This is a genomic window from Phaeacidiphilus oryzae TH49 (assembly GCF_000744815.1).
Lineage (GTDB): Bacteria > Actinomycetota > Actinomycetes > Streptomycetales > Streptomycetaceae > Phaeacidiphilus > Phaeacidiphilus oryzae.
Genome location: NZ_JQMQ01000005.1, coordinates 1,917,440 through 1,930,429, shown reverse-complemented (window position 1 = coordinate 1,930,429; position 12,990 = coordinate 1,917,440). Strand labels below are relative to the sequence as shown.

Sequence of the window (12,990 nt, the reverse complement as noted above, 5' to 3'; positions counted from 1 at the left end):
ATGCCCGTACCGCCGTACGTCCCGACCAGTCACAAGGGCCTCCACCACCAGTGGCTGGAGGAGCTGGGCCAGGACTGGTCCGTGGTCGCGGAGCCGGACCGGCCGCCGCGCCCGCCCTTCAAGGTCTACCTGCCGCGCGACGCCGAGGAGGCCGCCCGCGCGCTGCGGGAGTGCGCGCTGCTCGGCGAGCCCCCGGTGCTGCGCGGCCAGGCCCACTCCAGCAACGAGCTGGTCACCGCCGTCCAGCAGCCGCAGCGCGGCGGACTGCTGCTCACCACCGAGATGAACCGGGTACTGGACGTGGACCCGGTCGCCGGCACCGCCACCGTCCAGTCCGGGGCGGTGCTCGCCGACATCGACCGGATCCTGTCCGAGCACCCCGGCGGTCCGGTGGGCCTCCCGGTGATCGGCGACCACACCGACATCACCGCGGGCGGCTTCGCCTCCGTCGGCGGCGTCGGCCCGGCCTCGCACCGCTTCGGCCTCTTCGCCGACAACGTGGTGGCCGCCCAGTACGCCACCCCGGAGGGCGAGTTGCGGCGCTGTGCGCTGGACGGCCCGCCCGAGGAGCGCCGGGAGCTGCTGCGCCTGCTGCTCGGCACCGGCCGGCACGGGCTGCTCACCGAGCTCACCCTGCGCACCATCCCGATCGACAAGTACCGCACCCTCCTCCGCCTCCACCGCCACCTCACCACCTCGCTGGACGAGTTCCTGCCCCGGGTCGGCGCCCTCCTCCGCGCCCCCGACCCGGCGATGCGGTACGAGCGGGTGATCTGGCTGGACGTGCGCTACGGCCCGTTCGCGGCCCAGCTCGGGGAGATCTGCGCGTACCATGCCAGCAGCCGGAACGGGGTCAAGTCGGCGGTGGAGAAGGCGGGTTACGGCTACCTCAAGGGCATCGGCTTCCTGGCCGGCCGCTGGCCCTCGCCGATCGACGAGACGCTGCGGCTGCTCGGCACCGCCGGGGTCTTCACCAGCCCGCTGTGGGCCACCGTCAAGGACGTCGAGCGGTTCACCGACCTCGTGATGGACTACGGCGTCGGCGACCCCCCGCGCTGGCTGGTCTCCTTCGTCCCCGCCGACCGCTTCGAGGAGTTCTTCGAGCAGGCCCGGGGCCTGCTGGCGGCCGAGCGGGCGCGCAGCGGGGCGGTCGGGGACATCGCGATGTTCGCCAAGGGCATCGACTCCCGCTACCTGGCCGGCGACGCCGACACCGCTCCGCCGCCCGGCGGCACCCCTCCGGCGGCCAGCCGCCGGTACGCCGAGGTGATCTGCTTCTTCGGCTGCCCCCCGGACCGGATGACCGCGCCGATCCTGGCCGGCCTGGTCGACTCCTTCGACGAGCTGACCCTGCGTTGCGGCGGCTACCGCTACCTCCACACCCTCACCACCACCGACCCGGAGCGCAGGGCCCGGCTGGACGCCAACACCAGGTACGCGGCCGAGGCCGCCCGCAGGGAGAAGGCGGAGCAGACATGACGAACGGTCAGAACGGCGCACAGGAGGGCGGGTTGGCGCTGGTGCTGTCCGGCGGCGGGGCCCCCGCGGCGTACTTCGGGGCCGGGGTGGCCCTCGCCCTGGACCGGTTCGGGCTGCGACCCCGGATCTACTCGGGGGTCTCGGCCGGCGCCCTGAACGCGGGCGCGCTGGCCTCCGGGGTGAGCCCGCAGCGGCTCCGCGACCTGTGGCAGTCCGTCGGCTGGTCGCGGATGTTCCGGCCGCGCTACGACCTCTGGCGGCTGGTCGACCCGCGGGCGCTGCTGCGCCGGCCGGCCAACCCGGTCGAGTACCTCCTCGGGGCGGTCGGCTGGGACTGGGTGCTCTCGGTCGCCCCCGCCCGCGAGACCCTGGTCGAACTGCTCGGCGGCCAGGCCGGGTTCAGCGTGCCGCCGGACCGCACGCTGATCGTCACCGCGGTGGACGAGGAGGCCGGCGAGGTGGTCCGGTTCGTCAGCCGGCTCCCCTCCAAGGAGCGTGCCGACACCGGTCCCGAGCAGCCCGCCTTCCGCGAGGTCGCCGAGCCGGACGTGGACCTGCTGCTGGCCTCGGCCGCCGTCCCGCTGCTCTTCCCGCCCGGCATCCCGTCCGGCGGGATGGCCGGCCGGGCGTACACCGACGCCGGGCTGATCGCCAACACCCCCCTCGCCCCCGCGCTGGCCTACCGCCCGGAGGCCGCCCTGGTGGTGGCGGGCGCCGGCTGCCCGCGTCCCGCACCGGCCCCGGCCGGGCTCGCCGAGGCCCTCGCGCTGACCGTGCAGAACGTCGCCCACTACGCGCTGATCGCCGACTACCGGCACGCCCTGACGGTCAACCAGCTCGCCGCCGCGGCACCGGACGCCACCCCCAAGACGGTCGTCGACCTGCGCCTGCTGGAACCGGCCGACCTGCCCTTCAGCCTGACCGGCTTCCTGGACTTCGCCCCGGACCAGGCCGCCCGCCTGATCGAGTACGGCCGCGCCCAGGCCATGGAGCTGCTGAACGAGTGGCCCACCGCCCAGCGCCTGGCCACCCCATGACCCCTTGACCCCTTGACGCCCTGACCCCTGACGACCCGACGCCCCGACGCAGAGGAGCCACCCCATGTCCACGCCCGACCCGGCCCGGACCGAGCACGTCGACGCGCTCGTCGTCGGCTCCGGCTTCGGCGGCTCGGTGACCGCCCTCCGGCTGGCCGAGGCCGGACTGCGCACCGTCGTCCTGGAGCGCGGCCGCCCCTACCCGCCCGGCTCCTTCCCGCGCTCCCCGCACGAGGTCTCCCAGGCGCTGTGGGACCCGTCCGCGGGGCTGCACGGGATGTTCCAGATGTGGCGGTTCGCCGGCTTCGACTCGCTCACCTCCTCCGGACTCGGCGGCGGCTCGCTGATCTACGCCAACGTGCTGCTGCGCAAGGACGAGAAGTGGTTCGTCCAGGACGACCCGATGCCCGGCGGCGGCTACGAGACCTGGCCGGTCACCCGCGCCGATCTGGACCCCCACTACGACCGGGTGGAGCGGATGCTCGGCGGCACCCCGTACCCCTTCGGCGACCCCGCGTACGCGGACACCCGGAAGACCGCCGAGCTGATCGCCGCCGCCGACAAGCTGGGCCTGGACTGGCACCTGCCCCCGCTGGCGGTCTCCTTCTCGCCCCGCCCCGGCGAGCAGCCCGGCCTCGGCCTGCCCATCCCGCTGCCGGAGTACGGCAGCATCCACGGCGTCCGCTACGGCAGCGCCCGGCGCACCTGCCGGCTGCTCGGCGAATGCGATCTGGGCTGCAACGAGGGCGCCAAGAACAGCCTGGACCACACCTATCTGTCGGCCGCCGTCCACGCCGGGGCGGAGGTCCGGGTGCTCAGCGAGGCGGTCTGGATCCGCCCGGACGAGGCGGGGGAGCGCCGCGGCTACCTGGTGGACTACGTCCAGCACGACCCGGACCGCCAGGCCCGCACCCTGGACCTGCCCACCCGCCGGATCCACTGTGACCACCTGGTGCTGGGCGCCGGCACCTACGGCACCAGCTGGCTGCTGCTGCGCAACCGGGACCGGCTGCCGGGCATCGGCGACCCGCTGGGCACCCGGTTCTCCGGCAACGGCGACCTCCTCACCTTCCTGCTGCCCTCGGACCGCGGCCGCCGGCTGGAGCTGGACGCCAGCCGCGGACCGGTGATCACCATGGCCGTCCGGGTCCCCGACCGGCTGGACGGCGACGGCTCCAAGGCCGGCCTGGGCCGCGGCTACTACGTCGAGGACGGCGGCTACCCGGGCTTCGTCGACTGGATGCTGGAGGACACCGACGTCACCGGCCGGCTCTTCCGCTTCGGTGAGTTCCTCACCCGCTGGGCGGCGGAGCGGGTGACCGGCCCGTCCGGCAGCCTGGTGGGCCGGGAGATCTCCCGGCTGATCGGCGACGGTTCGCTCTCCGGCGGCGCCCTGCCGATGCTCGGCATGGGCCGGGACGTGCCGGACGGCACCTTCCTGGTCGACAGGGAGCAGCGGCTCCAGGCGGCCTGGCGCACCGACACCAGCCAGGAGTACTTCGCCGCGGTCCGCCGCACCATGCGCCGCTTCGCCGAGACCCTCGGCACCGGCTTCCTGGACAACCCGATCTGGTTCTTCCGCCGGGTGATCAGCGTCCACCCGCTGGGCGGCGCCCCCATGGGCCGTACCCCGGAGGAGGGCGTCTGCGACCCCCACGGCGAGGTGTGGAACCACCCCGGGCTGTGGATCGCGGACGGCTCGGCGATGCCGGGCCCGGTCGGCGCCAACCCCTCGCTCACCATCGCCGCCTGGGCGGACCGGCTGGCCGACCGCCTGCTGGAGACCAGGGGCCGGCCGTCCGCCGCCACCGCCCCGCCGTCCCGGGAGGCGCCCGCAGAACCAGCGGAGCCGCAGCGCACGGCCCCCGCCGCCGGCCCGGCCGAGCTCTCCTTCACCGAGGACATGAAGGGCTTCTTCGCCTTCGACGAGGCCGACCCGCCCACCGGCGAGCGCCTGGGCCGGGCCCAGCACCGCCGGTTCGCCTTCCACGTCACCATCACCGCCGACGACGTGGACCGCTTCCTGGCCGAGCCGGAGCACCGGGCCCGGGCCGAGGGCTGGGTGGAGGCGGAGGACCTGGGCGGCCGGCTCCCGATCTCCTTCGGCCGCTTCAACCTCTTCACCCAGGGCGAGGACCCCACCAGCCGGCACCTCTCCTATCTCCTCCACTTCGCCGACCGGGACGGGCAGCCGCTCACCCTCGCCGGCCGCAAGGAGGTCCACCACCGCCCGGCCACCGACATCTGGCCGGACACCTCGACGCTCTACTTCCGCCTCCTCGGCGGCCACCTCCCGGAGGGCGCCCCGGAGGGCGACGCGCCGATCCGCGGCGCCGGCGTCCTGCACATCCTGAAGCCGGACTTCGTCCGCGAGCTGGCCAGCATCCGGGTGCACGCCGCCGACGCCGAGCAGTCGGCTCGCGCGGGTGCCGACTTCGCGCGATTCTTCCTGGGGAACCTGTACGAGGTGTACGGGCGTCACCTGCGCCTGTGACCGCCCTGTCTCCTCGCGCCTCTCCGGGGGTGGCCTGGCGTGCCGTGCGCAGCGAGCTTGCGCTAAGGTTTATCTCGACATCGAGATATCCGCCGAGCGCGCCGCCGGCGTGGGTACGCGCACCACATGAAGGAGACATCCGTGTCTGCGAACAGCTTCGACGCCCGCAGCTCGCTGCAGGTGGGCGACGAGACGTACGAGATCTTCCGGCTGGACAAGGTCGAGGGCTCCGCACGTCTTCCCTACAGCCTCAAGGTTCTGCTGGAGAACCTGCTGCGCACCGAGGACGGCGCCAACATCACCGCCGACCACATCCGCGCGCTGGGCGGCTGGGACTCGCAGGCCCAGCCGAGCCAGGAGATCCAGTTCACGCCGGCCCGCGTGATCATGCAGGACTTCACCGGTGTGCCCTGCGTCGTCGACCTGGCGACCATGCGCGAGGCGGTCAAGGAGCTCGGCGGCGACCCGTCCAAGATCAACCCGCTGGCCCCGGCCGAGCTGGTCATCGACCACTCCGTGATCGCCGACCGCTTCGGCACCCCGGAGGCCTTCGGCCAGAACGTCGAGCTGGAGTACGGCCGCAACCGCGAGCGCTACCAGTTCCTGCGCTGGGGCCAGACCGCCTTCGACGAGTTCAAGGTCGTCCCGCCCGGCACCGGCATCGTCCACCAGGTCAACATCGAGCACCTGGCCCGCACGGTCATGGTCCGTAACGGCCAGGCCTACCCGGACACCCTGGTCGGCACCGACTCGCACACCACCATGGTCAACGGCCTCGGTGTGCTCGGCTGGGGCGTCGGTGGCATCGAGGCCGAGGCCGCGATGCTCGGGCAGCCGGTCTCGATGCTCATCCCGCGGGTCGTCGGCTTCAAGCTGACCGGCGAGCTGCCCACCGGCACCACCGCCACCGACCTGGTGCTGACCATCACCGAGATGCTCCGCAAGCACGGCGTGGTCGGCAAGTTCGTCGAGTTCTACGGCGAGGGCGTCTCCGCCGTGCCGCTGGCGAACCGCGCCACCATCGGCAACATGTCGCCGGAGTTCGGCTCCACCGCCGCGATCTTCCCGATCGACGGCGAGACCATCAGCTACCTGAAGCTGACCGGCCGCAGCGAGCAGCAGCTCGCCCTGGTCGAGCAGTACGCCAAGACCCAGGGCCTGTGGCTGGACCCGGCCGCCGAGCCGGACTTCTCCGAGAAGCTGGAGCTGGACCTCTCCACGGTCGTCCCGTCCATCGCCGGGCCGAAGCGCCCGCAGGACCGGATCATCCTGGCGAGCGCCGCCGAGCAGTTCAAGAGCGACGTCCGCAACTACATCTCCACCGCCGACGAGGCCGGCGAGGAGTCCTTCCCGGCCTCCGACGCCCCCGCGGCCACCAACGGCATCTCCAAGCCGACCACCGTCACCGCCCCCGACGGCTCGACCTACGAGATCGACCACGGCGCCGTCACCGTCGCCGCGATCACCTCCTGCACCAACACCTCCAACCCGTACGTCATGGTCGGCGCCGCGCTGCTGGCCAAGAAGGCGGTGGAGAAGGGCCTCACCCGCAAGCCGTGGGTCAAGACCACCCTGGCCCCCGGGTCCAAGGTCGTCATGGACTACTACGACCGGGCCGGCCTCACCCCGTACCTGGACAAGCTGGGCTTCAACCTGGTCGGCTACGGCTGCACCACCTGCATCGGCAACTCAGGACCGCTGCCGGACGAGGTCTCCAAGGCGGTCAACGAGGCCGATCTGGCGGTCACCTCGGTGCTCTCCGGCAACCGCAACTTCGAGGGCCGGATCAACCCCGACGTCAAGATGAACTACCTGGCCTCCCCGCCGCTGGTCGTCGCGTACGCCATCGCGGGCTCCATGAAGGTGGACATCACCAAGGACGCGCTGGGCACCGACAACGAGGGCAACCCGGTCTACCTGAAGGACATCTGGCCCTCGGAGTCCGAGGTCGCCGACGTCGTCGGCACCGCCATCGGCCAGGAGATGTTCACCAAGGACTACGCCGACGTCTTCGCCGGCGACGCCCAGTGGCAGTCGCTGCCGATCCCGACCGGCGACACCTTCGAGTGGGACGCCGAGTCCACCTACGTCCGGAAGCCCCCGTACTTCGAGGGGATGGGCGAGACCCCGGCCCCGGTCGAGGACATCGCCGGCGCCCGGGTGCTGGCCAAGCTGGGCGACTCGGTCACCACCGACCACATCTCCCCGGCCGGTGCGATCAAGGCCGACACCCCGGCCGGCAAGTACCTCACCGAGCACGGCGTCGAGCGGCGCGACTTCAACTCCTACGGCTCGCGCCGCGGCAACCACGAGGTGATGATCCGCGGCACCTTCGCCAACATCCGCCTGCGCAACCAGATCGCGCCGGGCACCGAGGGCGGCTACACCCGCGACTTCACCCAGGACGGCGGGCCGGTGTCGTTCATCTACGACGCCTCGCAGAACTACCAGGCCGCCGGCATCCCGCTGGTCGTCCTGGCCGGCAAGGAGTACGGCTCCGGCTCCTCCCGCGACTGGGCGGCCAAGGGCACCGCGCTCCTCGGCGTCCGCGCCGTCATCGCCGAGTCCTACGAGCGGATCCACCGCTCCAACCTGATCGGCATGGGCGTCCTCCCGCTGCAGTTCCCGGAGGGCGCGACGGCCGAGTCGCTGGGCCTGACCGGCGAGGAGGCCTTCACCATCACCGGGGTGACCGAGTTGAACGAGGGCACCACCCCGCGCACGGTCAAGGTCACCACCGACTCGGGCGTCGAGTTCGACGCGGTCGTCCGCATCGACACCCCCGGTGAGGCGGACTACTACCGCAACGGGGGCATCCTGCAGTACGTGCTGCGCTCGCTGATCAAGAAGTAACCGGCAGGCGTATCACCGCGAAGGAAGGCCGGCCCCCTCCCGGGGCCGGCCTTCCGGCGTTACCGTGGCGCGATGATCCCCCTGAGCCCCCGTCAACTCCCGCAGTTCCCCGCCGTGTTCGAGTGGGGCGCGGCCACCGCGGCGTACCAGGTCGAGGGCGCGGCCGAGGAGGACGGCAAGGGCCCCTCCATCTGGGACGCGTTCGTCCGGCGGCCGGGCGCCGTCCGGGACGGCCACACCGGCGCCACCGCCTGCGACCACTACCACCGCTACGCCGAGGACATCGCGCTGATGCGCGGCCTCGGCCTGGACGCCTACCGCTTCTCGATCTCCTGGCCCCGGATCCTCCCCGAGGGCACCGGCCGGATCGAGCCGCGCGGACTGGACTTCTACGACCGGCTGGTCGACGGCCTCCTGGCGGCCGGGATCAGCCCCGTCCCCACCCTCTTCCACTGGGACCTGCCGCAGGCGCTCGAAGAGGGCGGCGGCTGGCTGGAACGCGACACCGCGTACCGGCTCGCCGAGTACGCCGGCGTCGTCGCCGACCGGCTCGGCGACCGGGTCCGCCGCTGGATCACCCTCAACGAGCCCTTCGTCCACATGGCGTTCGGCTACGCCTTCGGCGTCCACGCGCCCGGGCGGGCGCTGCTGACCGGCGCCCTCCCGGTCGCCCACCACCAGCTCCTCGGCCACGGGCTGGCCGCGGCGGCGCTCCGCGAGCGCGGGGCCGAGCGGATCCTCACCACCAACAATTGCACCCCGGTCCGCCTCCTCCCCGGCGCGGGGGAGGCCGACCGGGCGGCCGCGGAGGCGTACGACGCCCTCCACAACCGCCTCTTCAACGATCCGCTGCTGCTCGGCCGCTACCCCGACCTCAAGGCCTACGGCGCGAGCGAGGACCTCGACGGCGCGGTCCGGGACGGCGACCTCGACCTCATCTCCTCCCCGCCGCTGGACGGCCTCGGCGTCAACTACTACAACCCCACCTGGATCACCGCCCCAGGCCCGGACGCCGGCCTCCCCTTCGACCTCGCAGAGCCGCCGGCGGAGCCCGGGTACGAGCGCACGGCCTTCGGCTGGCCGGTCGTCCCGGAGGGCCTCACCGAGCTGCTGACCGGGCTCCGGTCCCGATACGGGGACGCGCTTCCGCCGATCACCATCACCGAGAACGGCTGCTCCTACCCGGAGCTGGACGACCGGCGCAGGATCGACTACCTGGACGGGCATGTCCGCGCGGTGGCGGCCGCGATCGAGGCCGGCGTGGACGTCCGCGGTTACTACGTCTGGTCCCTCCTCGACAACTTCGAATGGGCGGAGGGCTACCACCAGCGCTTCGGCCTGGTCCAGGTGGACTTCGAGACCCAGACCCGCACCCCGCGCGAGTCCTACGCCTGGTACCGCGACGCGATCGCCACCCAGCACCACGGCTAGCCGCGCCCCGCGAGTTGCGCAGCAACTCAGGGGCGCGGGGAACTGCGCGCCCGGCCGACCACGGCGCCGCAGCCGGGTACGGAGTCCGGGTTGCAACCCAAGCGCCGTTGCCGCGTGCAGCGTCGTGGTGGGCTGGGCGCGCAGCTCCCCGCGCCCCTGATCTGGCCCTGCGGGCCAAGACCGGGGCGCGCCTAGCTGCCTGGCTCCAGCGGTGGAGCCGTCGGGTGGCCGAATCGGGTGCAGCGGGGTTCTGCCGGCTCGCCGCCCGCAGGGCCGGGGCGCAGAGTGTCCGCGCGTACCGTCGTCCACGCAGCCAGCGCGGCGGCCAGCATCAGCCCCGCGCAGATCAGCGCGCTCTCGCGGAACGCGCGCAGCACCGCGTCGGGCGAGGCGTATGCCCGCCCCGAGAGCCCCGTGGCCAGCGGCAGCGCCGCCACCGCGAGAAGCTGCGCGGCCCGCGCCGCCGCGTTGTTGACGCCGCTGGCGATCCCGGACCGCTCGACCGGTACGGAGGCCAGCACCGTCGCCGTCAGCGGCGCGACGAAGAGGCTCATCCCGAGGCCCATCACCACCACACCCGGGAAGACCGTCGTCCAGTACCCGCTGCCCGCGCCGACCCGGGCCAGCAGCACAAGACCCCCGGCGCTCAGCAGCGGCCCCGCGGTCAGCGGCAGCCGCGGCCCGATCCGCCCGGCCAGCGCGCCCGCGGGGGAGGAGAGGGTCAGCATCAGCACCGTGATCGGGATGGTCGCCACCCCGGCGCCCAGCGCGCTGAAGCCGAGTCCCGTCTGCAGGGCGACCGGCAGCAGGAAGAACACCCCGCCGATCGCCGCGTACAGGCACAGCGTCACCGCGTTGACCCGGACGAAGAGGGCCGAGGAGAAGAGCGACAGCGGCAGCATGGGATGCCGGCCGCGCCGCTCGACCAGGACGAAGAGCGCGCCCAGCAGGACGCCGGCCGCCGCGGGCAGCGCCACCCGCATCGGCGAGGGGCTCCCGGACGCGGCGATCAGCGCGTAGGTGATCCCGGCGAGCGCCAGCGCGGCCAGCGCCGCGCCCGGCGCGTCGAACCGGCCGGTGGCCCGCCAGTCCCGGCTCTCCGGCACCCGCAGCACGGCCAGCGCCACCACCACCGCCGCCAGCGGCACGTTGATCAGGAAGATCCACCGCCAGCCGGGCCCGTCCACCAGCCAGCCGCCGAGGAAGGGGCCGACCGCGGTGGCCATCCCGCCGAGGCCGGACCAGGCGCCCACGGCCTTGGCGCGGTCGTCGGGGTGGAAGGCGGACTGGATCAGCGCCAGCGACCCGGGGGTGAGGAGGGCCGCGCCCACCCCCTGTCCGGCGCGCGCGGCCACCAGCACGCCGGCGTTCGGCGCCAGCGCGCACAGCGCGGAGGCGGCGGCGAACCACACCGTCCCGGTGACCAGCAGCCGGCGCCGCCCGTACCGGTCGCCGAGTCCACCGCCCAGCAGGATCAGGCCGGCCAGGGCGAGGAGGTAGGCGTTCATGATCCACTGCAGCACCGAGAGCGGGGCGCTCAGCTCCGCCCCGATGTGCGGCAGTGCGATGTTCACCACGGTCCCGTCGAGCATCGCCATCCCGGAGGCGAGGACGCAGCAGGCCAGCACCCATCGGCCGCGGGCCGAGCCCAGCCGCAGCGTTCCGGCGCCGCCGTCCGCGCCGCCCGCGCCGGCTGCCGCCGCTCCGCCCGCTCCTCGGTCCGGTTCTCCACCCGCTTCTCGGCCCACACGGGGACGCTACCCGGGCCGGCGTCCCGGCAGGCCGACGCAGCGCCGGTCGGCCGTCCTTCATAATCGAATGTGTGAGCGAACAGTTCCTGCCGCCCGGCTGGCCGAGCCAGGTGCGGCCCCCGGCGTGCCCGGCTGGGAGCGCAGCGCTGTCCGCTGGCTCTACGGGTGCTGTCCGCCCGAGTACCGTGCCCATCGGGTGCTCGCCCGCCATCCCCGGCTGCTCGCCCGGCTCGCCCGGCACCACGCGGACGCCGCCGTCCGGGCCGCCCGCCGCGGCTATGCGACGGCCCGTGCCGAGCTGGCCGGCCGGGTGCCGCCGGAGACCGTGGACGAGCTGCTCGCCCGCTACGCGGCCGAGGGTCCCCGCCTGGTCGCTCGCGCGCACAGCGTTCGACTGGTGGCGGAGGCGCTGGCCGGCGTCCGGTGGCGGTCAACCCTCTGACCGGCGGGTGACCCGCCGGTTTGGTCCGATCATCCGTGCGAGAGGATGAGGGAAGCGTCGTGAGCTGGGAAAACCTCGGTTCGGACGCTGATCGCTCCGCCGCCGGCCGTGGTCTGGGTTTCACAACGATCTGCTTTCGGCCTTGACGGGACGTCAGTAGGTTGGCTCAGCTTGGGTTTCACAAGTTGTAACTGGACTCCGCCGCAGCGTCGCGGCCGGGAGGGTGAGAGATGTCCGTGGACACGCCGGGTTCGCAGTCCTCGCTGCACCGCGCCAACCTGGAGCGGGTGCTGCGGGCGGTCCGGATGGCGGGGTCGCTGACCCAGGCCGAGATCGCCCGGACCACCGGGCTCTCGGCGGCGACCGTCTCCAATATCGTCCGCGAGCTGCGGGAGAGCGGGACGGTCGTGGTGACGCCCACCTCCTCCGGCGGACGGCGGGCCCGGAGCGTCTCGCTCAGCGCGGACGCCGGGATCGTGGTCGGAGTCGACTTCGGCCACTCCCACCTGCGGGTCGCCGTCGGCAACCTGGCCCATCGGGTGCTCGCCGAGGAGAGCGCCCCGATAGACACGGACGCCAACGCGGACCAGGGCTTCGACCGGGCCGAGCAGATCGTCGCCCGGCTGCTGGAGGAGACCGGCTTCGGCCGGGACAAGGTGATCGGCGTGGGGCTCGGCGTGCCGGGCCCGATCGACGTGGAGACCGGCGCGGTCGGCTCCACCGCGATCCTCCCCGGCTGGTCCGGCATCGTCCCCGGCCGCGAGCTCTCCTCCCGCCTCGGGATGCCGGTCTACGTGGACAACGACGCCAACCTGGGGGCGCTCGGCGAACTGGTCTGGGGGGCGGGACGCGGCCTCACCGACCTCGCGTACATCAAGATGGCCAGCGGCGTCGGCGCCGGCCTGGTGATCGCGGGCCAGATCTACCGCGGACCGGGCGGCACGGCCGGCGAGATCGGGCATATCACCCTGGACGAGTCGGGGCCGGTCTGCCGCTGCGGGAACCGCGGCTGCCTGGAGACCTTCGTCTCCGCCCGGCACGTCCTCAACCTGCTGGCGGCCAGCCACGGCCCCGACCTGACCATCCCCAAGGTGGTCCAGCTGGCGCAGCAGGGCGACCTGGGCTGCCGGCGGGTGATCGCGGACGTCGGCCGGCAGGTCGGCACCGGGGTGGCCAATCTCTGCAATCTGCTGAACCCGCGCCGGGTGATCCTCGGCGGCGACCTCGCCGAGGCCGGCGACCTGGTGCTCGACCCGATCCGGGAGTCCGTCGCCCGGTACGCGATCCCCAGCGCGGCCCGCCAGTTGAGCGTCGTCCCCGGTACTCTCGGCGGTCGGGCCGAGGTGCTCGGGGCGCTCGCCCTGGTGATGTCCGAGATGGGCGATTCAGGGGCACTTGACTCGTCTTCCAGTGCCCTGACAGGACGCTCCGTCGCCGCGATGACTTCAGGAAGATAACGAAGCGGTCTGGATATGGCGTTCACCGAATTTACTTATTGACGCC

The 12,990-nt window shown here is 73.2% G+C and carries 8 protein-coding genes; 7 read left to right on the top strand and 1 reads right to left on the bottom strand.

The window, feature by feature from the left end:
- The 5 genes from BS73_RS34625 to BS73_RS12705 all read left to right on the top strand — a co-directional run bounded on the left by BS73_RS34625 (position 1) and on the right by BS73_RS12705 (position 9,294).
- On the top strand, positions 1-1,479 hold the full coding sequence (locus BS73_RS34625; protein ID WP_051939866.1) for an FAD-binding oxidoreductase: 1,479 nt from the start codon (positions 1-3) through the stop codon (positions 1,477-1,479).
- On the top strand, positions 1,476-2,516 hold the full coding sequence (locus BS73_RS12720; protein WP_084704641.1) for a patatin-like phospholipase family protein: 1,041 nt from the start codon (positions 1,476-1,478) through the stop codon (positions 2,514-2,516). The genes BS73_RS34625 and BS73_RS12720 overlap by 4 nt, the downstream gene beginning before the upstream one ends.
- A gap of 64 nt (positions 2,517-2,580) precedes the next feature.
- On the top strand, positions 2,581-5,010 hold the full coding sequence (locus tag BS73_RS12715; protein ID WP_037571886.1) for a GMC oxidoreductase: 2,430 nt from the start codon (positions 2,581-2,583) through the stop codon (positions 5,008-5,010).
- Between the two features lie 141 nt (positions 5,011-5,151).
- Positions 5,152-7,863 (top strand): aconitate hydratase AcnA, encoded by a 2,712-nt coding sequence (acnA, locus tag BS73_RS12710; RefSeq protein WP_037571883.1) that lies wholly within the window; start codon positions 5,152-5,154, stop codon positions 7,861-7,863.
- Between the two features lie 72 nt (positions 7,864-7,935).
- On the top strand, positions 7,936-9,294 hold the full coding sequence (locus BS73_RS12705; RefSeq protein ID WP_037571880.1) for a GH1 family beta-glucosidase: 1,359 nt from the start codon (positions 7,936-7,938) through the stop codon (positions 9,292-9,294).
- Positions 9,295-9,485: 191 nt separating this feature from the next.
- On the opposite strand, the gene BS73_RS12700 is transcribed toward BS73_RS12705, so the two are convergent.
- Positions 9,486-10,892 carry an MFS transporter gene (locus BS73_RS12700; RefSeq protein ID WP_407675138.1) on the bottom strand — a complete coding sequence of 469 codons (1,407 nt, stop codon included), beginning with the start codon at positions 10,890-10,892 and terminating at the stop codon, positions 9,486-9,488.
- Between the two features lie 220 nt (positions 10,893-11,112).
- Between BS73_RS12700 and BS73_RS12695 the strand changes: the two genes are divergently transcribed.
- Together BS73_RS12695 and BS73_RS12690 are read left to right on the top strand one after the other, a co-directional pair.
- Positions 11,113-11,487 (top strand): hypothetical protein, encoded by a 375-nt coding sequence (locus BS73_RS12695; protein WP_200886687.1) that lies wholly within the window; start codon positions 11,113-11,115, stop codon positions 11,485-11,487.
- A 236-nt stretch (positions 11,488-11,723) separates the two neighbouring features.
- Positions 11,724-12,944 (top strand): ROK family transcriptional regulator, encoded by a 1,221-nt coding sequence (locus BS73_RS12690; RefSeq protein ID WP_152617855.1) that lies wholly within the window; start codon positions 11,724-11,726, stop codon positions 12,942-12,944.
- Positions 12,945-12,990: the final 46 nt, after the last annotated feature.